At 60.4% G+C, this 22,329-nt stretch carries 19 protein-coding genes and 1 other RNA gene; 8 read left to right on the top strand and 12 right to left on the bottom strand.

The genetic code is table 11. The features are described from left to right. Positions 1 to 123 precede the first annotated feature (123 nt). The 3 genes from IB248_RS23200 to IB248_RS23190 all read right to left on the bottom strand — a co-directional run bounded on the left by IB248_RS23200 (position 124) and on the right by IB248_RS23190 (position 2,511). A complete protein-coding gene (locus tag IB248_RS23200) occupies positions 124 to 639 on the bottom strand; it encodes a DUF1465 family protein (RefSeq protein WP_018858873.1) in 516 nt (171 codons plus the stop codon). 377 nt (positions 640 to 1,016) lie between these two features. Then, positions 1,017 to 1,208 carry a DUF1192 domain-containing protein gene (locus IB248_RS23195; protein ID WP_018858872.1) on the bottom strand — a complete coding sequence of 64 codons (192 nt, stop codon included), beginning with the start codon at positions 1,206 to 1,208 and terminating at the stop codon, positions 1,017 to 1,019. A gap of 22 nt (positions 1,209 to 1,230) precedes the next feature. Beyond that, positions 1,231 to 2,511, bottom strand: coding sequence for an MFS transporter (locus IB248_RS23190; protein WP_018858871.1), 1,281 nt, complete (start codon positions 2,509 to 2,511; stop codon positions 1,231 to 1,233). Positions 2,512 to 2,681: 170 nt separating this feature from the next. Between IB248_RS23190 and IB248_RS23185 the strand changes: the two genes are divergently transcribed. Beyond that, positions 2,682 to 2,846 carry a hypothetical protein gene (locus IB248_RS23185; protein WP_018858870.1) on the top strand — a complete coding sequence of 55 codons (165 nt, stop codon included), beginning with the start codon at positions 2,682 to 2,684 and terminating at the stop codon, positions 2,844 to 2,846. Here IB248_RS23185 and IB248_RS23180 read toward each other — a convergent pair. The 8 genes from IB248_RS23180 to tkt all read right to left on the bottom strand — a co-directional run bounded on the left by IB248_RS23180 (position 2,843) and on the right by tkt (position 12,327). Then, positions 2,843 to 3,760 carry a PhzF family phenazine biosynthesis protein gene (locus tag IB248_RS23180; RefSeq protein WP_018858869.1) on the bottom strand — a complete coding sequence of 306 codons (918 nt, stop codon included), beginning with the start codon at positions 3,758 to 3,760 and terminating at the stop codon, positions 2,843 to 2,845. The genes IB248_RS23185 and IB248_RS23180 overlap by 4 nt on opposite strands. A gap of 140 nt (positions 3,761 to 3,900) precedes the next feature. After that, entirely contained in the window at positions 3,901 to 4,926 is a 1,026-nt protein-coding gene (locus tag IB248_RS23175) for a class I fructose-bisphosphate aldolase (protein WP_113471236.1), read from the bottom strand. A gap of 222 nt (positions 4,927 to 5,148) precedes the next feature. Next, entirely contained in the window at positions 5,149 to 6,351 is a 1,203-nt protein-coding gene (locus IB248_RS23170) for a phosphoglycerate kinase (RefSeq protein ID WP_018858867.1), read from the bottom strand. A gap of 70 nt (positions 6,352 to 6,421) precedes the next feature. Continuing rightward, the gene (locus IB248_RS23165) at positions 6,422 to 8,272 is read right to left on the bottom strand and encodes a potassium/proton antiporter (RefSeq protein ID WP_018858866.1); all 1,851 of its coding nucleotides are present in this window, start codon (positions 8,270 to 8,272) and stop codon (positions 6,422 to 6,424) included. A 335-nt stretch (positions 8,273 to 8,607) separates the two neighbouring features. Then, complete coding sequence (locus IB248_RS23160) at positions 8,608 to 8,928, bottom strand: hypothetical protein (protein WP_018858865.1); 321 nt, start codon at positions 8,926 to 8,928, stop codon at positions 8,608 to 8,610. 92 nt (positions 8,929 to 9,020) lie between these two features. Beyond that, positions 9,021 to 9,149 (bottom strand): hypothetical protein, encoded by a 129-nt coding sequence (locus IB248_RS32215; protein ID WP_018858864.1) that lies wholly within the window; start codon positions 9,147 to 9,149, stop codon positions 9,021 to 9,023. 133 nt (positions 9,150 to 9,282) lie between these two features. Next, positions 9,283 to 10,293 (bottom strand): type I glyceraldehyde-3-phosphate dehydrogenase, encoded by a 1,011-nt coding sequence (gene gap, locus IB248_RS23155; protein ID WP_018858863.1) that lies wholly within the window; start codon positions 10,291 to 10,293, stop codon positions 9,283 to 9,285. Positions 10,294 to 10,353: 60 nt separating this feature from the next. Then, positions 10,354 to 12,327 carry a transketolase gene (gene tkt, locus IB248_RS23150; RefSeq protein WP_192241699.1) on the bottom strand — a complete coding sequence of 658 codons (1,974 nt, stop codon included), beginning with the start codon at positions 12,325 to 12,327 and terminating at the stop codon, positions 10,354 to 10,356. A 335-nt stretch (positions 12,328 to 12,662) separates the two neighbouring features. On the opposite strand from tkt, the gene IB248_RS23145 reads away from it, so the two are divergent. The 3 genes from IB248_RS23145 (at position 12,663) to ssrS (ending at position 13,544) form a co-directional block, all read left to right on the top strand. Continuing rightward, a complete protein-coding gene (locus IB248_RS23145; RefSeq protein ID WP_025660886.1) occupies positions 12,663 to 12,935 on the top strand; it encodes a DUF4164 domain-containing protein in 273 nt (90 codons plus the stop codon). Positions 12,936 to 12,948: 13 nt separating this feature from the next. Then, on the top strand, positions 12,949 to 13,326 hold the full coding sequence (locus IB248_RS23140) for a cell division protein ZapA (protein WP_192241698.1): 378 nt from the start codon (positions 12,949 to 12,951) through the stop codon (positions 13,324 to 13,326). A 59-nt stretch (positions 13,327 to 13,385) separates the two neighbouring features. Continuing rightward, positions 13,386 to 13,544, top strand: a non-coding RNA gene (ssrS, locus tag IB248_RS23135) — 6S RNA. Positions 13,545 to 14,022: 478 nt separating this feature from the next. Here the strand turns inward: ssrS and IB248_RS23130 are convergent. After that, complete coding sequence (locus IB248_RS23130) at positions 14,023 to 14,259, bottom strand: hypothetical protein (RefSeq protein WP_169682593.1); 237 nt, start codon at positions 14,257 to 14,259, stop codon at positions 14,023 to 14,025. A gap of 534 nt (positions 14,260 to 14,793) precedes the next feature. Here IB248_RS23130 and gnd point away from each other — a divergent pair. The 4 genes from gnd (at position 14,794) to IB248_RS23110 (ending at position 22,309) form a co-directional block, all read left to right on the top strand. Then, entirely contained in the window at positions 14,794 to 15,813 is a 1,020-nt protein-coding gene (gnd, locus tag IB248_RS23125; protein ID WP_018858858.1) for a phosphogluconate dehydrogenase (NAD(+)-dependent, decarboxylating), read from the top strand. Positions 15,814 to 15,966: 153 nt separating this feature from the next. After that, on the top strand, positions 15,967 to 18,075 hold the full coding sequence (locus IB248_RS23120; RefSeq protein ID WP_192241697.1) for a mechanosensitive ion channel family protein: 2,109 nt from the start codon (positions 15,967 to 15,969) through the stop codon (positions 18,073 to 18,075). Between the two features lie 251 nt (positions 18,076 to 18,326). After that, positions 18,327 to 20,930: a bifunctional lysylphosphatidylglycerol flippase/synthetase MprF gene (gene mprF, locus IB248_RS23115; RefSeq protein WP_192241696.1), complete on the top strand. Its 2,604-nt coding sequence runs from the start codon at positions 18,327 to 18,329 to the stop codon at positions 20,928 to 20,930. Then, positions 20,927 to 22,309, top strand: coding sequence for an AcvB/VirJ family lysyl-phosphatidylglycerol hydrolase (locus IB248_RS23110; RefSeq protein WP_025660890.1), 1,383 nt, complete (start codon positions 20,927 to 20,929; stop codon positions 22,307 to 22,309). Before mprF ends, IB248_RS23110 begins: the two co-directional genes overlap by 4 nt. The last annotated feature ends 20 nt before the right edge of the window (positions 22,310 to 22,329 follow it).

Genomic DNA, 22,329 nt, shown 5'->3' with positions numbered 1-22,329 from the left:
TCCCTCCTTGCGTCAACGCATTTGCTGCCTCGCCACTACGTTGAGTCGCGTGGTTGTTGTGCGCACAAAGAAAAACCGGCTGCGCGGGACGCCGCCGGTTTCGTGAATTCAGGTTGCGGCGGTTCAGTTGTTGCCGAAGGCCGTCTGCAGCAGGCTCAGCTGAGCCTGTACGCTGTTCTGGTTGTCGGGAACGATCGGGGCTTCCGCCGGACGGTAGATTTCGCGATCGAGCAGGGCGACACGATTCTGCAGGCGCAACGAGCGTTCGATCAGGTCGCGGAAGGATTCCGGCAGATCGCCCCAGCCCGGCGCATTGCGGTCGACGTTGAAGCCGTCGAGGCGAACCTTGTTCTTCTCGGCCAGAACCTGATCGCGCGACATCTCGCCATTGTTGACGGCGCGCTGCAGCAGTAGCCAGGAGGCCATCTGCATCAGGCGGGTGGTCAGGCGCATCGATTCAGCGGCATAGAGGACGGATGCCATGCGCGGCAGAACCTTGGAGGCAGCGCGGCCCTGGCCATCGAGATAGGCGGCGGTTTCTTCAACCAGCGACATGCCTTCCGAATATAGTGTCTTGAACTGCGAGGATGCGGCAGCGCGACCTGCAAAACTGATCGTGTTCAATCCAAGCTCTGACATTTAAACAGTCCCTGTTGCACGCATCTACTTATGGTCAGGTAACGCCAGTCGAAGGGAAAAAGTTTCCTCGGCCAGTCTTTATGCGTTTAAGATGGTAGCTTTAGCCGAATTGCGCAAGGCGTTTCTTAAGAAAGGGTTAACTTCCACAGTTTCATGGAAATGGTCCCCAGCGCAATAAAAAAAGAAGAGCCGCAAAAGCGGCTCTCAAGGTAAAACAGGGAGAAAAATCAGACCAATTCACCGCATGGAAAACTGTCTGAGATCCAGAGAAGAACTGGATGAGTACAGTAATACCTTATAAAGCTTAATGGCCGCTTAAACCTGTCTCGGATTAACACTCTTCGGTCGTTAGCTTTCTGCAATAGTCAGCCGACGAATTACGAGCGGAAGAGGCTCTCCGCCGCTGATCTTGTCGATGTCTTGCTGGCAGCTTCCGCCTCGAGTCTTACGATTTCCGCCTTGAGCAGCTCCACGCGCGCTCTCAACTCGTCGACCGATAGGGTGGAGAGGTCGGCCCCGATCTCGTGGGCAACCTTCTTCTGCGGCCGGTCATCGTCGATGAAGCTCATATGCTATCCTCCCTTGTATGCCTCAGCTATATTTTAGGGCAGGATCGCCGGTTTCGGGAGTCTTGCCGGTTCCGCGGTCGGCAAGCGACATGCTTTCGGGCGTCAGCGTCTGCGATGTAGCCGTCGGAATGGTGGTAAAGGCGTCGCGATCGCCGGCGGGAACGGCGGCGCGCATGCGGCTGCGGATGATGGCATAGGCGGTGATCAACACATGGGCGATTGCCGTCACCAGGAAGAGGGCGTGCGGATTGATCATCGACATGACGGGGCCGCCGATGGTCGGGCCGATGATGGTGCCGATGCCGTAGAGGAGCAACAAGCCGCCCGAAACCTTTACGAAATCCTCTGCCGAGGCAAAGTCGTTGGCGTGCGCAACCGCGATCGGATAGAGGGTGTTGGCAACGGCGCCGTAAAGGACGACGAGGCCGATGATGAAGGCCGGTGACGATGGTTGCAGGATGGCGATCAACAGGCCGGCGAAGGCCGCGATGGCCGACATGGCTGCCAGCACATAGCGCCGGTCGATGCGGTCGGAAAGCCGCCCTGCCGGCAGCTGCATCACGGCGCCCGCGAAGATGGTGGAGCTCATCATGATGGCGATGCTGGTGTCGGACAGGCCGGAGCCTGCGCCGAAGACAGCGCCCAGCGTTCCGTATGCGCCGTTGGCGATGCCGACGAGGAGAATGCCAAGGCAGGAGACCGGGGAGTTGCGGTAAAGGGCCGGAAGATCCAGCTTCACGGCCTTCAGCGGCTGCGGCGAGGCTGCGGTCGAGAGCGTCGTCGGCAGCATCGCGATGCAGTAGAAGATGCCGCAGACCATGAACAGGACAGGCGTGCGAACATCCTCGAGCGGGATCATCATCTGACCCGCCACGACGCCGAAGAGCGTGATGGCGATATACAGCGAGAAGATTGCGCCGCGGCTCTCGTTTGTGGCGCGCTCGTTCAGCCAGCTCTCGATGATCATCGAGGTGCCGGCGGTCGCAAAACCGGTGACGGCGCGCAGCAGCACCCACCAGACGGGGTGGATGATAATGCCGCTGACCAGGGCGATGATCGCGATAATCGCAATGAAGCCGGAGAAGGCACGGACATGGCCAACGCGGCGCACCAATTTCGGCGCGACGAGGCAACCGATGACGAAGCCGGCAGCCCAGGACGTGCCGAGCAGGCCGAGCGTGGTTGTCGCGTAGCCTTCCAGGTTGCCGCGAACCGGAAGCAGGATGCCCTGCAACCCATTGCCCATGAAGAGAAACAGCGTCCCGAAGAGAAGCGAGGCGACGGACAGCAGATTTCTTTTCATATAGCCAGACTCTATGCGTTGATTGCAAAGACAGATGGCAACACGGAGTGTCGCCCAGCCTCGAGATGATTGATTGTGCCCCCAAATGCCTTTACGGCATGAATAAATGCAGTCGTGACGTGAAAAAATGTCCGTCCTGTGACATTCAGAAGAGATGGAAAAATAAAGACATGACGAAGCTGATCGCTCTGCTGCTCATCTTGGCGATGGCGATTCAGCTGATCAAGCCGCTGGGCGTTCCGGGGCTGCGGCGGCGCATGGATTTCTGGAAGATCGCCCTGATCGCGTTTGGGGTCTGGGCGGTGGCGCTGCTTGGCCGCGATCTGTTCGTTTAGTACGTGATTTCGCCGCGCATGACCGGCGCGCAGCTGCCCGAGATCGTCACATCGGAAACGATGCCGTCCTTCTTGACGGCTTCGATGCCGATGATGCTGCGGCGTCCCATCTCGACGCCTTGCTCGATGGTGAGCGAAACGTTCATGTCCGCATCCGGCTCCAGCGAAACGAGGTAGGCGCCGAGGGCTGCCGAGGCGCTGCCGGTCGCCGGATCCTCCGGAACGTTGTCGAGCGGCGCGAACATCCGGGCGCGGATCGTCCACGGCTCTTCCTGGGAGCGCACATAGACGAACAGCGAGAAATCGTGATTGCCTTCGGCAGTCGGGCCGGCGGCATCCTGGAAATAGGTGAGGTTCGGGCGGGCGCGACCGAGGGCGGCAAGGTCTGCCAGTTCCGCGACGGCGAAACTCAGTCCAACGGAGGCGACAACCGGTCGGTGCTTCGCCACCCGGATTTCCTGCGGCTCGATCACTATACAGCGCGCAACGGTTTCCTCGGATATCGTGTTGCCGATGGTGAGCGGCTTCGGCGCACGAATCGATGCCGACAGCACCTCACCGTCGTCACGCTTCAGGTTGACCTCGACGAGACCCGCCTTCTCTTCGAAGCGCAGGCTGTCGCCGACCGGCCGTCCGAAGACCTCGCGCTGTTGGCCGAGCACATAAGCCGTCCCGACGTTCGGATGCCCCGCAAAGGGAACCTCCATGGTGGGTGTGAAGATGCGGACACGGGCGGTATTTACCGGATCTTCTGGCGGCAGCACGAAGGTGACTTCCGAATAGCCGAACTCGGCGGCAATATTCTGCATGTCTGCGTCCGTCAGGCCACGCGCGTCCGTCATCACGGCGAGCGGGTTGCCTTCGAAGCGAGTAGAGGTGAAGACATCGACTGTCGTGAAGGCAACGGTTCTCATGGCGGCTCCGAGAGGGCTGATACCACGATCTCTACCGGCGATCCGCCGGCTGCAGAAGCCGGAAAGTTGTCGCCCTTACAATGCAGAAACCGGCCGTCTGCGACGACCGGTTTTGCTTTTCTTGTCGATCAGAAGATGGCTTAGGCCGCCTTCTCCAGATCCTTCTTCCAGCTGCCCTTGGCGGCGAGGCTGTTCATTTCGGCGCGGTGGGCAAAGGCACGCTGGCCGGCGGCAATGTTTTCCTGCTTGCCGCCCCAAGCCTTCAGTGCCGTATCCTGCAGTGCGCGGCCGTAGGAGAAGGTCACAGTCCACGGCAGGTCATAACCGGAGTTGATCGCGGAAAGATGCGCCGACGCTTCTTCGGTGGACTGGCCACCCGAGAGGAAGGCAATGCCGGGAACGGCCGACGGAACGGTGCGCTTCAGCACCTCGACCGTGCGCTCGGCGACCTCGGCGACGGAAGCCTTGCGGGCGTTCTTGCCGTCGATGACCATGTTCGGCTTGAGGATCATGCCTTCGAGGCTGACGCGGGCGTCTGCCAATTCCTCGAAGACGGTGCGCAGCGTCCATTCGGTGACCTCGGCGCAGCGATCGATGTTGTGGTCGCCTGGCTTGCCGTCCATCAGGCATTCCGGTTCGACGATCGGCACGATGTTGGCCTGCTGGCACAGCGCGGCATAGCGGGCGAGGGCGTGGGCGTTGGCTTTCATGGAGCCCCAGGTGGGCAGCGTGGAGGAGATTGCGATAACGCCGCGCCACTTGGCGAAGCGGGCGCCGGCTTCATAATACTTCGCAAGACGGTCTGCGAGGCCGTCGAGGCCTTCGGTGATGGTTTCGCCGGGATAGGCTGCCATCGGCTTTGCGCCGATATCGACCTTGATGCCCGGGATGCTGTCGGCCGCACGGATGACGTCGACAAGGGGCGTGCCGTCTGCTGCCTTCTGGTGGAGGGTCTCTTCGTAGAGGATCACGCCGGAGATATACTGACGCATCGCGTCTTCGGTGCGGAACAGCATTTCGCGGTAGTCGCGACGGCTCGTTTCCGTCGATTCAAGTCCGATCGTGTCGAACCGCTTCCCGATTGTGGCTGTCGATTCATCTGCTGCAAGCAGCCCGCGGCCACCAGCCACCATACGCACGGCAATGTCTTCCAAACGTTCGCTCATATCGTTTCTCTCCACAGCAAAAAAATCGTCAACCAGTAGATATAGGTCGCGGATAACAGAAGTTTATGGGTGGGAAAACGGCAGCAAAATTGTCTGAAACGTTTGAATTTTTTTTAATCGTTTGAAAGTTTGGGCTTTTGTACTCCAAATGAGCAAAAGACCGCGGAGCTTTCGCGCCGCGGTCTATCTACATGTAAAATTTGTTAAATTCGTTCGCTTGAATTATTTGTGCTTGTTGAGCACAGCGACACCGGGGAGCACTTTGCCTTCCATCCACTCAAGGAAGGCGCCGCCGGCCGTCGACACATAGCTGAAATCGTCGGCCACGCCGGCGTGGTTCAACGCCGAGACCGTATCGCCACCGCCGGCCACCGAGGTGAGCTTGCCGGCCTTCGTGCGCTCGGCCGCAAATTTCGCTGCCGCGACGGTTGCCTTGTCGAAAGGCTCGATCTCGAACGCGCCGAGCGGGCCATTCCAGACCAGCGTATTGGCGCGCTCGATCCATGCCTTGATCGCCTCGACCGACTTCGGGCCGACGTCCAGCACCATAGCGTCATTGGGGATCGCGTCGATTGCGACCGTTTCGTTGGCGGCGTTTGCCTTGAATTCGCGGGCAACGACGCCGTCTTCCGGCAGAATGATGGCGCAGCCGGCCGTGGCCGCTTCGATCATGATCTGCTTGGCGGTGTCTGCAAGATCGTGCTCGCAGAGCGACTTGCCGACATTCGTGCCGCGGGCGGCAATGAAGGTGTTTGCCATGCCGCCGCCGATCACCAGCGCATCGACTTTCTTCACAAGGTTCATCAAGAGGTCGATCTTGGTCGAAACCTTGGCGCCGCCGACGATGGCGACGACAGGACGGGCCGGGTTGCCGAGACCACTCTCAAGGGCCTCAAGCTCGGCCTGCATGGTGCGGCCCGCATGGGCGGGAAGATGATGGGCGAGGCCTTCCGTCGAGGCATGTGCGCGGTGGGCAGCAGAGAAGGCGTCGTTGACGTAGATGTCGCCGTTCGCCGCAAGCGCCTTGACGAAATCGGGGTCGTTCTTCTCTTCGCCCTTGTGGAAGCGGGTGTTTTCCATGAGCAGGATGTCACCGTTCTTCATCGCACCAACTGCCTCCGCTGCTGCTGCGCCGATGCAGTCGCCGGCGGTTGCCACGGAGTGGTCCAGCACCTCCTCGACGGACGGAGCGATCAGCGACAGCGAAAGGTCCTGCGACGGGCCATCTTTAGGGCGGCCGAAGTGCGCCAGCAGGATGACCTTGGCACCTTTGTTGGAGAGCTCCAGGATCGTCGGGGCAACACGCTCGATGCGTGTGGTGTCGGTTACTTTGCCGTCTTTGACCGGAACATTGAGGTCAACGCGAACGAGGACGCGCTTGCCGGCAACATCGTTGAGGTCGTCGAGGGTCTTGAAGGAAGGCATGGAAAAATCCGTTCGTTATTGCCCAAAAGATGCGGCGACCATAGCAAGGATGATCGCAGACGCAAGGCGCTCATTGCGGGTTTTGATCGCCCTTGGCTGATGCCGCCGCAGCCGCTGCTTCCCGGCTTCTGCGACCTTTGATGCGGTCGCGGATGCGATCGATGATGTCGTGCAAATTGAGGAAGATCGGCAGGGTGGTGGCGGGCTCTACAGCCTCCAGCGACATGCCGACCGAAGTGATGTGGTCCTGATCATCGAGATCGCGGACGATGAGAATGATCGAGCCGAGACGGACCCGGTCCGCATAATCCGCCTTGCCGCCCAGACGATGCTTCATCAGTTCGGCGATCGTCAGCCCTTTCTCGGATTCGTTCAGCAGGCCGGGGCCATAGGCGGCGTCGAGATCGGCCGCTGGCCGGGCGGGCGACAGCGCGAATGCGCCGAAGAAATCGGCGTCATCCTCTTCCACCGGCGCGCGGCTGGCAAAGAGCTTGTCGAGCAGCCGCGAGTAGGACGGCACGACGAACAGATAGACGAGGTCGTTCTCGCGTAGCCGGCCCGCATATTGATAACGCATCGACTTGCCGTCGCGGATGACGAGCGACGGCGTCGCCCAGCGCGGGATGCGTTCGCCGCGAAGCACCGGGCTGTCCTTGATAACGCGGTAGGAGAGGAGCTCGTGGTTTGCCGCACCCGGCAGATCGACTTCGACCTTGTCGACGGCACCCATGCGCGGCGGGATGATGAGCCCCAGCTTCTTGGCGACCGGCTTGATCGTCCAGCCCTGTACGAGAAGCGAGACGAGCACGATGATGAAGGCGGTGTTGAAATAGATCTGGCTGTTCTCCAAGCCGCCGAGAATGGGCATGATGGCGAGCAGGATCGAAACGGCGCCGCGCAAGCCGACCCACGCGACAAAGCCGATCTCCCGCTGCGTATAGTCGAAGGGGAGCAACGAGAGCCAGATGGCGAGCGGGCGCGCGATGAAGATCAGGAACAGGGCGAGCAGCACGGCGGGAACGGCAATCGCCGGAAACTGCGACGGCATTGCAAGCAGTCCCAAGACCAGGAACATAATGATCTGGGCAAGCCAGGTCATGCCGCTCTGGAAGCGCTTGATAGAGGCATGGCCTTGCAGCTTGCGATTGCCCGCGTAGATGCCGGCGACATAGACGGCAAGGAAGCCGCTGCCGCCGACCGCGCCCGTCGCCGAAAAGACCAGCAGCGCTAGGGCCAGCACGAATATCGGGGTCAGGCCGCGATCGGTTTCCAGCTGGCTGACGATCAGCGAGATCATCATGCCGCCGAGCAGACCGAGGATGACGCCGAGGCCCATCTCCTGCACGAACATGGCGAGCATACCGATGTTGATGCCGTGATAGCGCTCGCCGCTGGCAAGGATCTCTACGAGGGCGATGGTCAGGAAGATCGCCATCGGGTCGTTGGTTCCCGATTCAACCTCCAGTGTCGAGCGCACCTTGTCACGAATATTGATGCCGCCGATGCGCAGCAGGAAGAAGACGGCGGCAGCGTCGGTGGAGGAGACGATCGAGCCGAGCAGCAGGCCTTCCAGCCACGTGAAGTTCAGCAGCCACATGGCGGCAACACCAATGAGTGCCGCTGTTATCAGAACGCCGACCGAGGCGAGCGTCAGAGAGGGTATCGCCGCAAGCTTGAAGGCTTGGACCGGCGTTCCGAAACCGGAGTCGAACAGGATGACGGCAAGCGCGATGGAGCCGAGGAAGTAGGCCAGATAATTGTTGCTGAACTGGATCCCGAGGCCATCAGATCCAGCAAGCAGGCCGATCGCGAGGAAGAGCAGGAGGAGGGGGGCGCCGAAGCGGAAGGCGAGCAGGCTGGAGAATGCGGCGAGAAGCACGAGCGTCGTCGATACCAGTACGACGATATAAAACGCTTCCATGCCTGTCCCCTTACCCGCAATTCAATGCAGACCGCCCCCGGTCCCGCAGTCCATCCAATCGCCCTTTCGTGGTCACTCAAGCCCGCTATGAGTAAACGGCAAAACAAACAGGATGGGTAGGCCTTGCGGTCGACCCCGTGCTGTTTTGCGGCTTCATGCTGCTGTTTTGGCGTGCCTGACGGCAAAACCGGGTGAGTGCTCACGAAGGAGCATGAATCGAGTGTATGAGCAAATCGGGCGATAGGAGGGCAGAAGTTGCGCTCTCGCGCGTTTCCTCTCAATCAATGAGCGGTCATGGAGAAGCGCACCGTCGGCTTCTTGCCCGATCGCGCTGCTCAGGCGTCTTCGTCCTCATCGTCCTCGTCATCGACGATGTCGGAAATCGGGATCAGAAAGACGACAAATTCATCGTCAATCGTTCGCTCCGGATCATCGTCGAACTCATAGGCGTGCTCGACTTCGCTTGCCTCTTCGGCGGTCGCCTTGCGCAGCTTGAGTTCCGTGACGCCGTCCCAGACCGGCTTGCCCTGCGATTGCAGAACCGTCAGATCCTCGCGGAAATCCTCGGCCTCGAAGAAATTCTCGGCATCATCGGCATTCTCGGAGCGAAAGCTTGCGATCGCCTGTCCGCCGATCTCGATCGTAAAGTAGTCCATCAAAATTCTCTTTCGCTTCTGTGCCGTCCAGCTTCGATGAACAGTACGGTGATCGGCTGCGGCGCGCCAGTCTAATCGTTCGGGCAAACGGACTATCGAGGTCCCATGACGCGTGTGGACGCCATTAACGGCTGCCCTTCGGCGATCTGCTTCGAGTTGCGCCCGCCAACAAGGCTGAGACTCAGCACGCTCGCAATCATGAGCAGAACGATGATTGTCATGAGAATTCTCATGGATGAGTCCGCCAGCCAACATCCGGCATTATCTTGTCTCTATGACGCTAGTCAGTTTGGCTTCAAAAGAAAAGCGGCCCGGTCGCCCGAGCCGCTTTCGACGATTCATGTCGGGACGCTCTTAGATGAGCTTTGCGAAAGCGACAGCCGTATCAGACATGCGGCTGGAGAAGCCCCACTCGTTGTCGTACCAGGACAGGACGCGCACGAAGTTGCCTTCCATGACCTTCGTCTGATCCGTTGCGAAGATCGAGGAGTGGCTGTCGTGGTTGAAGTCACGGGAAACGAGCGGCTCGTCAGTGTAGCCGAGGATGCCCTTCAGCTTGCCGTTTGCGGCAGCCTTGATCGCTTCGTTGATTTCGCCGACGGTGGTGGCCTTCTTGGCAACGAATTTGAAGTCGACGACCGAGACGTTCGGGGTCGGAACGCGGATCGACGTACCGTCAAGCTTGCCCTTCAGATGCGGAAGGACGAGGCCAACGGCCTTGGCGGCGCCCGTCGACGTCGGGATCATGGACAGGGCTGCGGCGCGGGCACGGTACAGGTCCTTGTGCATGGTGTCGAGGGTCGGCTGGTCGCCGGTGTAGGAGTGGATGGTGGTCATGAAGCCGTGGTCGATGCCGACCGCGTCATCGAGAACCTTCACAACAGGCACGAGGCAGTTCGTCGTGCAGGATGCGTTGGAGATGACTAGATGCTCCTTGGTGAGCTGGTCATGGTTGACGCCGAAAACGACGGTCAGGTCGGCGCCGTCGGCAGGAGCCGAAACGATGACGCGCTTTGCGCCGGCCGTCAGGTGCGCGGCAGCCTTGTCGCGGGCGGTGAAGATGCCGGTGCATTCCATCGCGATGTCGACGCCGAGTTCCTTGTGCGGCAGCGTTGCCGGGTCCTTGATCGCGGTCACCTTGATCGGCTTGCCGCCGCCAACAGTGATCGTGTCGCCCTCGACCTTCACCTCGGCCGGGAACTTGCCGTGGATGGAGTCGTAGCGCAGCAGATGGGCGTTGGTCTCGACCGGGCCGAGGTCGTTGATGGCAACGACTTCAATGTCGGTGCGGCCGGATTCGACGATAGCGCGGAGAACGTTACGGCCGATGCGGCCGAAGCCGTTGATGGCAACCTTTACAGTCATGTGCATTCACTCCCTAGAGATGGGCTTGCGGATTGAGTTGGAGAGCGCCGAAGCGCTCTCTTAGAGGTTTGCTTCTGCGGCAGCGACCACGGCGTCCGCGGTGATGCCGAAATGCTCGAATACCTTCTTTGCCGGACCGGACGCGCCGAAGCCCTTCATGCCGACGAACGTGCCTTCCGGACCGATGAAGGCATCCCAGCCTTCGCGGACGGCGGCTTCCACGGCGATCTTGACTGGCGAGTTGCCGATGACTTCCTTGCGGTATGCTTCCGGCTGCTCAAAGAACAGTTCGGTGCAGGGAACGGAAACGACACGGACGCTGACGCCCTTGGCTTCGAGCGTTGCACGGGCGGCAACGGCGAGCTCGACTTCAGAGCCGGAAGCGAAGATCGTCACCTTGGCGTCGGCTTTGCCGGCGAGCGTGTAGGCGCCGAGTTCGCAAAGGTTCTTTTCGCTGTACTCGGTACGCACTGGCGTCAGGTTCTGGCGGGTCAGCGCGAGCGCGGACGGGTGTGTCTTCGACTTGACGGCGATCTGCCAGCATTCGGCAGTTTCAGTCGGGTCTGCCGGGCGGAAGACCCGTAGATTCGGAACGGCGCGCAGGCCGGCGATCTGCTCGACCGGCTGGTGCGTCGGGCCGTCTTCACCGACGCCGATCGAGTCGTGCGTTAGGACGTGGACAACGCGGATGCCCATGAGGGCGGCCAGGCGGATCGGCGGTCGGCAATAGTCCGAGAAGATCAGGAAGCCGCCGCCGTAGGGGATAAGGCCGCCGTGCAGCGCGACACCATTCATGGCCGAAGCCATGCCGTGCTCGCGGATTCCCCAGTGCATGTAGCGCCCGGCGAAATCGGTCGGCGTGATCGAATGCATCTGGCTGGTCTTGGTATTGTTCGACGGCGTCAGGTCGGCGGAGCCGCCCAGCGTTTCCGGCAGGAAGCCGTTGATGACCTCAAGCGCGTCTTCCGATGCCTTGCGGGTGGCAATCATCGGCTTGGTTTCGATCAGCTTCTTCTTGTAGGCGCTGATCGCGGCGTCGAAGCCTTCCGGCAGGTCGCCGGCGAAGCGGCGGGTGAACTCAGCCTTGTGCGCGGACTTGGCGAGGCCGTCTTCCCAGGTCTTGACTGTTTCGACCGAGCGGCTGCCGGCTGCGCGCCATGCGTCGAGAACGTCGGAAGGAACGACGAAGGGTTCGTATTCCCAGTTCAGCGCCTTGCGGGTCGCCGCGATTTCATCGGCGCCGAGTGGGTTGCCGTGAACCTTATGAGTGCCCTGCTTGTTCGGAGCGCCGAAGCCGATGATCGTCTTGCAGGCGATGAAGGTCGGACGGTCGGACTTGTGAGCGGCTTCGATGGCGGCGGCAATGGCAGCCTGGTCGTGGCCGTCGATTTCGATCGTGTTCCAATGAACAGCCTTGAAGCGAGCAACCTGATCGGTGGAATCCGACAGGGAGATGGCGCCGTCGATGGTGATCGAGTTGTTATCCCAGAAGAGAACGAGCTTGTTCAGCTTCAGATGACCGGCAAGTGCGATCGCCTCGTGGCTGATGCCTTCCATCAGGCAGCCGTCGCCGCAGATGGCATAGGTGTAGTGGTCCTGAAGCTCAGAGCCGAACTCGTCGCGCAGCTTGCGTTCGGCGATCGCCATGCCGACGGCATTGGCAATGCCCTGGCCGAGCGGGCCGGTCGTCGTTTCGATGCCGGTCGCATGACCGTATTCGGGATGGCCGGCGGTCTTCGAACCGAGCTGGCGGAACTGCTTCAGGTCCTCGATCGTCATGTCGGGGTAGCCGGTCAAATAGAGCAGCGAGTAAAGCAGCATCGAGCCGTGGCCGGCCGACAGCACGAAGCGGTCGCGGTTCGGCCAATGCGGCTTCTTCGGGTCGAACCGCAGATACTTCGTGAAGAGAATCGTCGCTACGTCAGCCATGCCCATCGGCATGCCGGGATGCCCCGAATTTGCCTTTTCGACTGCATCCATGGCGAGGAAACGGATCGCATTTGCCATCCGGTCGTTTTGTTCAGGAGAGGTCATGGCTATTCCACGGGTTCCGGGTGTCGGGGGATGGCCTCGAGCCTGTGGAGACCATCAATGAGAGCGGGTGACACATAGCAGTTGGAACGGCCAAGTCAACAAATGGAAGGCCCTCCGGAGGCCTCTCCAATCGATTTTAGACATTTGATCATCGATTTTTACAAAAGTTGAATAGGCGCTAAGGCGGCAGTTGATTTTCGTCATCCACAGAATAGGTCTGCAGCCGCACGGCCAGCTTTATTGACGTGCCGTTGGCGAGGTGCGTATCCTTTTGGAAATACTGGATCGGTCTCGGGCGCCGATTCGCGGGTCTTGTGCGGGGAACCGGTAGAGACATGACGCCTACAGGCAAAATGGAAGCAGCACTCAACGAGCTCAGGCAAGCCATCTCCGGGCTTGAAAATGCAGTCGAGATGCGCATCGAGCACCAGCGGGAGCAGGGCGAAATCGAAGGCGAGGTACGTCGTATTCATGCCGATCGCTCGAAGCTTGCCCAGGAACTGGACCAGGCCGAATTCCGTGCGAACCGGCTCGAGGAAGTCAATCGCGAGGTCTCGCGGCGGCTGGTGACGGCCATGGAGACGATCCGCGCGGTTCTGGACCGATAGAAAGGCGCGATACATGGCGCAGGTAACGGTAACGATCGACGGCAAGGCCTATCGCATGGCCTGCGAGGAGGGTCAGGAAGACCACCTGACGGACCTCGCGACGCGCTTCGACAATTATGTCGGGCACCTCAAGGGGCAGTTCGGCGAAATCGGTGACCTCCGCATCACCGTCATGGCTGGCATCATGGTCATGGACGAAATTTCGGAGCTCACCCGCCGCGTCGCCGGGCTTGAATCCGAACTCGATTCGTTGCGGAACAGCAGTGATAGCGTTCTCGCGGCAAACGCCCGCACCGAGGAGGGCCTTGCGGCGGCCTTGGGTGAGGTGACGAACCGTATCCGCAGCATCACCGACAAGCTGAACGGCCGTGCGCCCGCCGAACTCAATTAAATAGGGGCGGCGTCGCCGGCCCTCTGGCGCAGCGCCCAAATCGGCCTTATATAGCGGAGTGCGGTCTGCGCCTCTCGACAGGAACCACAATCCCTGGGGCCATACTCGATCCAAAGGGAGCTGTCCCTGACCAGGCTCGTGGGCCTGGACACACGGTGCCCACCTACGTTTGTAGGCGCCCAGGATCGTAAACATCCATCGGTTGTCGTGGATCGCACTTCCCAAAAATCCGTACACGCTTACTGCTGTTGGGGCACAATGGATATCTTTCCGTCTGCTTTCTCAATCTTGTACATCCCGATCCCGGCCCCAGGTCCCAGGCGAAGTCTGGCGTATAAGTAATCAGGTGGGGTCATGGCCGCCGTCTGTCGCTTGATCATGAAGTTATTGATCTGCTGATCCGCTAGCGGCGTTTTCGATATGATCAGAAAAATCCAGCTATTCCTTCCGTAAGGCGATTTGGTGAAGTAGATTTGCGGTCGAACAAAACGTTGTCGAATTGCAGATCGGGGTCTGGATTATCCTCGATGCTGCCAATCGCGGTTTAGCTTTGGAGCGCATCTTCTTTCTTCATATTGTTTATAGCTGTTTCCTGCGCGGTAATGTTGCTTCGCAGGCCCTCAAAGGCTTCGCGGCTCTGTTCGTTGTAGCGATAACTCGCATAGATCCTCCAAGCAGTGCTGAGAACGGTGCAGATTACTCCGCACGCCACTGCGACATGAAAATAGATCCGAAATCGGTGTAGAGCCCCTTCTTGATCTCGCTGTTGCTCGTCGAGGAGAACAGGTATCGATACAAGAAGACGAGACCGGTCGGAATAACACACATGAAGACGAGTGCGAAGAAAAACGGGCCGTATTTCTCGGCAGTGATCGTCGCGTGTTCCGGTTGATCTATAAGTTCCTTTAGTTTGATCAGATCGATGTCCCTCACCTCACTGAAGTATTCCCTGGACCGGGCCCATAGACGTTGCAGGTGCAGTAGGCGGAGGGCGGACCGAAGCCCGGGCATATTCCAAACTGCGTGACGCACGCGCGCGGACCCTGCGGTGGGACGCCCTGCATTTGCATCTGGTAGACGACCTGCGGCGGACATGACTGCGCCATGAGGCTGTCCGGATAGAGGCATAATCCGATCAGCAAGGCAGCAGACTTCATCGCTCAGACCCCACAATTCCCCAGGAGCATTTTGAAAGTAAAGATTGCCACAGTTAGCGCAGAATAACAACTTTTGAACGAACCTTGCAATAATGCCCGTTATGATGGTATGCGGTTGTGGTAGACGCTGTCTATCCTGAAATGCTTTCCGGTGATCCGCTATTGAAGATTCTCGATGGAATAGGCGGACCGCGGTCCGCCGACGACAATGCCTGTCGGTTGCTCCGAATGTGACAGAGACTTCTCTTGCTTGCTGTATTGCGAGTGCTAGTTTCCGCATCTTATCGATTTAATTTCCAGGAGACTTGAGATGCAGCTTGGCATGGTGGGTTTGGGCCGCATGGGCAACTACATGGTCCAGCGATTGATGCGCGATGGCCATGAATGCGTCGTCTACGACGCGAGGCCTGAAAGCGTTGCTGATCTCGTCGGCAAGGGCGCTGTCGGCAGCGCCTCTCTCGAGGAGTTTGTTTCGAAGCTGTCGCGCCCGCGCGCGGTTTGGCTGATGCTGCCGGCGGCGATCACGGACAAGGTCATCGCCCAGCTTCTGCCGTTGCTGCACGACGACGACATCATCATCGACGGCGGCAATTCCTACTATCACGACGATATCCGGCGAGGTGCCGAGCTCATCACCAAGGGCATTCACTACGTTGACGTCGGTACCAGCGGCGGCGTTTTCGGCCTGGAACGCGGTTATTGCCTGATGATCGGGGGCGAGAAAGGAATCGTCCAGTCGCTGTCGCCCATCTTCGCGTCTCTGGCGCCGGGACAGGGAGTCATTGCTCCTTCAGAGGGGCGCACTGCTCATCCGGAAAGCACGGCCGAGCAAGGGTATCTTCATTGCGGTCCGCATGGCGCCGGTCATTTCGTCAAGATGGTGCACAACGGCATCGAGTATGGCCTGATGGCCGCCTATGCCGAAGGCCTGAATATTCTGAAACATGCCAATGTCGGTGCGGCCACGCATGCGGTCGATGCCGAAACTGCGCCTTTGGCGCATCCCGAACACTATCGTTACGATTTCAACTTGCCTGATATTGCCGAAGTGTGGCGTCGCGGGAGCGTCATCACCTCCTGGCTGCTCGACCTGACGGCCGACGCGCTGCATGTCGATCCGGTCCTCACCAAGTATGCCGGCCGTGTTTCCGATTCCGGCGAGGGCCGCTGGACGATCATGGCGGCGATCGATGAAAGCGTCCCGACGCCGGTGCTGAGTGCGGCGCTTCATGGTCGCTTCTCCTCGCGCGACAACGACGAGTTCGCCAACAAGGTGCTGTCGGCCATGCGTGCGGGCTTCGGCGGTCACGTCGAGAAGCCAAAGGGCTAGGCTGAAACTTTTCGTTTTCCAAGCCCGCGCAGCGCCGCCTGTGCGGGCTTTCCTTTTATACAGCGGGATATATTGTCTATACAACGGGATACATTGTCGAGAGATTGCATTTAGGGCAAGGGATCACGGGGCTGGCAATGGGGCGCGCGTGGCATGATGCAACTACTGATATCGATGGCATTCGCCCTCGCCGTGGCCACGAGCGCCTCGGCTCAGACCGCCAACCCGCCGTCGCCGCCTTCCACGCCCACGACTAGTGCGGCTCAACCGCCGGCGGAAGTTCGGCAGATACTCGAGCTGATGCAAACGCCACAGGTGAAGGAGTGGATGGCGACGCAAATGAAGGCGGCGCCGACAGCCACCCTGACGGAGGCCGGCGAAATGTCGGCGCTCTCCGAACTCGTCGGTCATGCGCGCCGCCATGTCGAAATGGTCTCCGGGGCGGCGATGGAGTTTCCCGGCGAAGTCGAGACCGCGTCTGAAGTCGTCGAACGCGAGGTCGCGCCGACGGGCTGGCTGCTGATTACGACGGAGGTCATTGCCCTTTTTCTCACCGGAGCGATTGTCGAGCTGCTGTTCCGTCTTATCGTGCCGAAACCGCGAATCCGACGGACCGACGACGAGGTCGTCACCGTTGCCCACCACGCTGCGGCAAATCTGCTTTATCGCGTCGTTCCCGCAATCGTTTTTGCGATGGCGACACTGGTGCCTTTGCTCGCTTTCAACTGGCCTCCGATCACGCGGTCCATGGCCATCGCGATTGCAGTCGCACTCATCGTCGCCCGCTTTACCGTCGCGCTCGGGCGGCTCCTGGTCGCCCTCGTTACCTTGCCGCGTGCGGATGGCGAGCGCCAGATTTCGCGCGCCAGGGGGCTTTTCTGGTTCCGGCGTTGCGCGACCTTTGCGATCTACTTCGCATTCGGCTGGGCGGTGATCCAACTGATGGTGCCGCTCGGCTTTTCCGAGGGCGCGCGCTACTTTGTCGGCTACATTCTCGGCATCGGGCTCTTCGCCATCGCAGTGGAGGCGATCTGGCACCGTCCGGTGGAGGAGGGAGAGCATCGCAGCTTCACCGTTTCCTGGGGGCTGACGCTCTATTTCGCTTTCCTTTGGCTTCTCTGGGTTTCAGGGTTCAACCTGCTGCTCTGGCTCGGGATCTATGCCGTGCTCCTGCCGCGTGCTCTCTCGGTTGCAACGCTGGCCGTTCGTTCCCTGCACCAGGCCGAGGCGGGCTTTCTCGCCGGGCGCCGGATTGCGACTGTGCTTCTCGACCGTGGCGTTCGAGCCCTTATCATCACGGCCGCGGCTTTCTGGCTTGGCCGCATGATCGGGCTTGCGGCCGATCGCATGGCCGCCGGCGAGACCATGCTCGATCGGCTTGCCCGTGGCGCGATCGGCGGCATCGTCATCCTGCTCGCTGCCGATCTGTTGTGGCACCTGGCGCGCGCATACATCAACGGCAAGCTCGATGACTCCAGGATCGAAGGCGCGATAACGGATGAGGAAAAAGCCAGCCGCGCCCGCCTGCAGACATTGTTGCCGATCTTCCGCAATATCCTCGCCGTGGTCATTGCTGTCATTGCTGTACTGATGGTGCTGTCGGGCCTCGGGGTCGAAATTGGCCCGCTGATCGCCGGTGCCGGCGTGGTCGGCGTCGCCGTGGGCTTCGGCGCACAGACCATCGTGAAGGATGTCATCAGCGGCATGTTCTATCTTTGGGACGATGCCTTCCGTGTCGGCGAGTATATCGAGAGCGGTAGCCACAAGGGCGTTGTTGAAGCCTTCAGCCTGCGCTCGGTGCGGCTGAGGCATCACCGCGGGCCGCTGACGACGGTGCCGTTCGGCGAACTCGGCGCGGTCAGGAACCTCAACCGAGACTGGACGATCGACAAGATTACCCTGAACGTCACCTACGACACCGACCTCGTGAAGGCGAAGAAGGTGATCAAGCAGATCGGACAGCAACTGCTGGATAATCCCGACTACAGTCCACACATCATCGAGACGCTGAAGATGAAGGGCGTGGAACAGTTCGGCGAGTTCGCGATTGTCATCCGGCTGGCAATGATGACCAAGCCCGGCGAGCAATTCGTCATCCGACGCAATGCCCTGGCCATGATCCGCAACGCCTTCAAGGAAAACGGCATCGAGTTTGCTGTGCCGACGGTGCAGGTTTCGAGCGAAGGGCACGAGTCCGAGGCGCATGCAGCTGCCGCCCGCCATCTTTCGCAACGCTCGAATTCAGATGAGCCCGCGGCGTAGCATCCGGGACTCGCTTATCGGAACGGGCTAGCCTCGTTCAGTGCTTTTTTGCCGCTCCAACCCTGTCAACGTTACGAAATTGCAATGTGCGCCGGCGCGCCCTGCGCCAAATTTGCCCCAATTGGAGATGAAGCAGGCGAGATCGGCGGTTCAGGGTCGGGCAGGCTGCGCACTCATAGAGCTTGCGTGCCGCGCATGTTACGTGTTTCGGACATGATTCCCACCAAACTGGAATATTGCGGCGGTACGAGATGTCGGGACACGGCAAGTTAGAAGAAATCGAAGACGCCGACGAATCTTCGGTACGTGGATTCTTCAGGCGCTACCGTGCGCACCTGACAGCACTGGCGACGCTCGCGCTGTTCTGTCTCGTCGGCTTCGCAATCGTGCAACTGACGAACGAAGTGCGATATGACGACGTCGTTCAGGCGCTGGCCGACACCAAGGTCAGCTCGATTTTTCTGGCCCTGCTGTTCACCGGCATGAGCTTTCTTGCCCTCGTTTTCTATGACGTCAATGCCATTGAATATGTTGGCCGCAAGCTGCCATTTCCGCAGGTGGCGCTGACCGCCTTCAGCGCCTATGCGGTCGGCAATACGGCGGGCTTCGGGGCGCTGAGCGGCGGTGCAATCCGCTATCGCGCCTATTCGCGCCTCGGCCTGACGCCTGAGGAGATTGGCCGGGTCATCGCATTCGTGACGCTGTCGTTCGGCCTCGGGCTTGCGGGCGTTGCCGCTATCTCGCTCCTGATCATCGCCGATGAAATCGCGCCTCTGATCAATGTCGGCAGCCTGACCCTGCGGCTGATGGCCGGTATGGTCATTGCCGGCCTCGGCGTCATCATGTTCCTGGGACGCGAGGGGCGCGCAGTCCACCTCGGTCCCGTCTCGGTCCGATTGCCGGACTCGCGCACATGGTCGCGGCAGTTCCTGGTGACCGCCTTCGACATCGCCGCCTCGGCGACCGTCCTTTATGTCTTGCTGCCACAGGCCGCGATCAGCTGGCCGATATTCCTGGCTGTCTATGCCATTGCGGTTGGGCTTGGAGTGTTGAGCCATGTACCGGCCGGCCTCGGTGTGTTCGAGACCGTTATCATCGCTTCGCTTGGCAGCGCAGTGAACATCGACGCAGTGCTTGGTTCGCTGGTTCTCTACCGCCTGATCTATCACGTTCTGCCGTTGCTGATCGCTGTGCTGGCCGTCTCGGCAACCGAGCTTCGCCGGTTTGCCGATCACCCGGTTGCGTCAGGCATCCGACGGATCGGCATCCGGCTGATGCCGCAGTTGCTCTCGACCCTATCGCTCCTCCTCGGCGTCATGTTGATCTTTTCGAGCGTGACGCCGACGCCGGACCAGAATCTCGAGTTTCTTGCGAACTACCTGCCGTTGCCGCTCGTCGAGGGGGCGCATTTCCTCTCCAGCCTGCTCGGGCTGACACTGGTCGTTGCGGCACGCGGTCTCGGCCAGAAGCTCGACGGTGCCTGGTGGGTGTCGATCCTGTCGGCCGCGGCGGCGTTGACCTTGTCGCTGCTGAAGGCGATTGCACTGGTCGAGGCCTGTTTCCTCGGTTTCCTGATCTTCGGCCTGTTCGTCAGCCGCCGGCTGTTTCGCAGACATGCGTCCCTTCTCAACCAGACGCTGACGGCCTCATGGCTGACGGCGATTGCCGTGATCTGCGTCGGTGCGATCGTGATCCTGCTCTTCGTCTATCGTGACGTCGAATACAGCAACGAGCTCTGGTGGCAGTTCGAATTTGCCGGCGAGGCCCCGCGCGGTCTGCGCGCCGTGCTCGGCCTTACGATCATTTCCTCGGCGATTGCGATCTTCAGTCTGCTCCGTCCGGCGACGGTCAAGCCGGAACCTGCTTCCACCGACGCGTTGCAGCGGGCGGTCGGTATCGTCGAGAAGCAGCGCTTTGCCGACGCCAATCTGGTGCGCATGGGCGACAAGAGCATCATGTTCTCGGAGAAAGGCGACGCTTTCATCATGTATGGAAGGCAGGGGCGCTCCTGGATCGCTCTTTTCGATCCGATCGGGGAGCGCAGCGCCATTCCAGAGCTGGTCTGGCGTTTCGTGGAGTCCGCACGCGCCGCCGGCTGCCGCGCAGTCTTTTACCAGATCTCTCCGGCGCTTCTTTCGCATTGTGCCGATGCAGGGCTGCGTGCCTTCAAGCTCGGCGAGCTTGCCGTTGCCGATTTGAAAACCTTCGAGATGAAGGGCGGCAAGTGGGCAAACCTGCGGCAAACCGCGAGCCGCGCGCAACGCGACGGCCTTGAATTCGAGGTTATCGCGCCGGAAGACGTTCCCGCCGCAATGGATGAGCTTGGCTCGGTTTCGAATGCGTGGCTCGAGGATCACAATGCCAAGGAGAAGGGTTTCTCGCTCGGTGCGTTCGATCCAGACTATATCGTTGCCCAACCCGTCGGCATCCTGAAGCGCGAAGGCAGGATCGTGGCCTTCGCCAACATCCTGATCACCGCCGCGAAGGACGAGGGGACCATCGACCTGATGCGGTTCTCCCCGGATGCGCCGAAAGGGTCGATGGACTTCCTCTTTGTCCAGATCATGGAATATCTGCGCGACCAGGGGTTTGCGCATTTCAATCTCGGCATGGCGCCGCTTTCGGGCATGTCGAAGCGCGAGATGGCGCCGGTCTGGGACCGCGTCGGCAGCACCGTCTTCGAACACGGCGAGCGGTTTTATAACTTCAAGGGCCTCAGGGCCTTCAAATCAAAGTTCCATCCGCACTGGCATCCGCGGTATCTTGCGGTTTCGGGTGGAGGCAATCCGATGATCGCTCTGATGGACGCAACATTCCTGATCGGCGGCGGATTGAGAGGGGTAGTGAGGAAATGATGAAAAGACACCTTCTTGCAGCCGTCTGCGCCCTGTCGCTGTCCGTTCCGGCGGCAATGGCGGCGACCGAGACGACACAGAGCTTCGAGACCGGGCTCATTCCTTCGCCGCATATTTTCCTGCCCGAAGGCGACGTGAAAGGCGCCGTTGTGCTGATCTCGGATGGCGCCGGCTGGGGCGATAATGAGAAGGCAGAGGCAAACCGTCTCGTCGAGCAGGGAGCCGTCGTCATTGGCATCGATTTCGTGGCCTATATGGAGGCGCTCAGAAACTACGACGTCAGCCAGAATGACGGCTGCATCTACATGGTGTCCGATCTTGAATCGCTGAGCCAGCAGGTACAGCGCGCGGCGGGCAACAGTGCATACCATCTGCCGATCGTTGCCGGCGTCGGCGAGGGCGGTGCGCTGGCGCTGGCGATCGCGGCGCAGACCCCGGATGCGACGATCGGCCAGACGCTGGCGATCGATCCAGTTGCCGGGATTCCGCTTACCAAGGAACTGTGCACGCCGGCGAAGAAGCAGACGGTCGGCGACCGCATGATCTATGGGCTCAGCGAAACATCGCTGCCGGACCCGATCATCGCCTCGTTTACGGCGGCAGCACAAAAGGAGGGCCGTGCGCATGTCGAAGAACTCAAGAAGCAGCACTCGGACATCGATATCCGCGATTCCGGGGACGATGCCCAGACGACGCTTGCCGACACGCTCTCGGACCTGATCGACGCCTCCGGCAGTGCCGACAATCCGCTCGGCCTCCCGCTCACCATTCTCGATGCCAAGCCGGCTTTCGACACGATGGCGGTCATCTACTCCGGTGATGGCGGGTGGCGCGATATCGACAAGGAGGTTGGTGCGGCGCTGCAGAAGCAGGGTGTGCCGGTCGTCGGCATCGACTCGCTGCATTACTTCTGGTCGGAGCGCCAGCCGCAGCAGACGGCGGATGATCTCGGCAAGATTATCGAGCTTTATCGCAAGCAGTGGAAGGTGAAGCACGTTCTGCTGATCGGCTATTCCTTCGGCGCCGATGTCGTGCCTGCCGCGTTTACGCGCCTGAAGCCGGCCGCCAAGGCAACCGTCGCGCAGATGTCGCTCCTGTCCCTGTCGCATGAGGTCGATTACCAGATCTCCGTCATGGGCTGGCTCGGCCAGAAGACGGAAGGTGCGGGCGGCGATCCGGTTGATGACCTGAAGAAGGTCGACCCCAAGATCGTCCAGTGCATCTACGGAAAGGAAGATGACGACGAGGTGGCCTGCCCTGATCTCAAGGACAGCGGTGCCGATGTGATTGCCCTTGCCGGCGATCACCACTTCGATGAGAACTATGAGCTCTTGAGCAAGACGATCATCGATGGGCTGAAGGCGCGGCTTCAGGACTAGGCTGCGTCGCGCCGCCCCAG

It is taken from the genome of Rhizobium sp. RHZ01 (genome assembly GCF_014851595.1).
Lineage (GTDB): Bacteria > Pseudomonadota > Alphaproteobacteria > Rhizobiales > Rhizobiaceae > Rhizobium > Rhizobium altiplani.
The sequence above is the reverse complement of the archived record's forward strand: the minus strand, read 5'-3'. Positions and strand labels throughout refer to the sequence as shown.

What these genes read in the sequence shown, in the direction of transcription:
- IB248_RS23185 (WP_018858870.1), top strand. Translation starts at nt 2,682, where the DNA reads ATGACGAAGCTGATCGCTCTGCTGCTCATCTTGGCGATGGCGATTCAG.
- IB248_RS23200 (WP_018858873.1), bottom strand. Translation starts at nt 639, where the DNA reads ATGTCAGAGCTTGGATTGAACACGATCAGTTTTGCAGGTCGCGCTGCC.
- IB248_RS23160 (WP_018858865.1), bottom strand. Translation starts at nt 8,928, where the DNA reads ATGGACTACTTTACGATCGAGATCGGCGGACAGGCGATCGCAAGCTTT.
- IB248_RS23170 (WP_018858867.1), bottom strand. Translation starts at nt 6,351, where the DNA reads ATGCCTTCCTTCAAGACCCTCGACGACCTCAACGATGTTGCCGGCAAG.
- IB248_RS23120 (WP_192241697.1), top strand. Translation starts at nt 15,967, where the DNA reads ATGATGCAACTACTGATATCGATGGCATTCGCCCTCGCCGTGGCCACG.
- IB248_RS23165 (WP_018858866.1), bottom strand. Translation starts at nt 8,272, where the DNA reads ATGGAAGCGTTTTATATCGTCGTACTGGTATCGACGACGCTCGTGCTT.
- mprF (WP_192241696.1), top strand. Translation starts at nt 18,327, where the DNA reads ATGTCGGGACACGGCAAGTTAGAAGAAATCGAAGACGCCGACGAATCT.
- IB248_RS23140 (WP_192241698.1), top strand. Translation starts at nt 12,949, where the DNA reads ATGGCGCAGGTAACGGTAACGATCGACGGCAAGGCCTATCGCATGGCC.
- IB248_RS23110 (WP_025660890.1), top strand. Translation starts at nt 20,927, where the DNA reads ATGATGAAAAGACACCTTCTTGCAGCCGTCTGCGCCCTGTCGCTGTCC.
- gnd (WP_018858858.1), top strand. Translation starts at nt 14,794, where the DNA reads ATGCAGCTTGGCATGGTGGGTTTGGGCCGCATGGGCAACTACATGGTC.
- IB248_RS23175 (WP_113471236.1), bottom strand. Translation starts at nt 4,926, where the DNA reads ATGAGCGAACGTTTGGAAGACATTGCCGTGCGTATGGTGGCTGGTGGC.
- IB248_RS32215 (WP_018858864.1), bottom strand. Translation starts at nt 9,149, where the DNA reads ATGACAATCATCGTTCTGCTCATGATTGCGAGCGTGCTGAGTCTCAGC.
- IB248_RS23195 (WP_018858872.1), bottom strand. Translation starts at nt 1,208, where the DNA reads ATGAGCTTCATCGACGATGACCGGCCGCAGAAGAAGGTTGCCCACGAG.
- tkt (WP_192241699.1), bottom strand. Translation starts at nt 12,327, where the DNA reads ATGACCTCTCCTGAACAAAACGACCGGATGGCAAATGCGATCCGTTTC.
- gap (WP_018858863.1), bottom strand. Translation starts at nt 10,293, where the DNA reads ATGACTGTAAAGGTTGCCATCAACGGCTTCGGCCGCATCGGCCGTAAC.
- IB248_RS23190 (WP_018858871.1), bottom strand. Translation starts at nt 2,511, where the DNA reads ATGAAAAGAAATCTGCTGTCCGTCGCCTCGCTTCTCTTCGGGACGCTG.
- IB248_RS23180 (WP_018858869.1), bottom strand. Translation starts at nt 3,760, where the DNA reads ATGAGAACCGTTGCCTTCACGACAGTCGATGTCTTCACCTCTACTCGC.
- IB248_RS23145 (WP_025660886.1), top strand. Translation starts at nt 12,663, where the DNA reads ATGACGCCTACAGGCAAAATGGAAGCAGCACTCAACGAGCTCAGGCAA.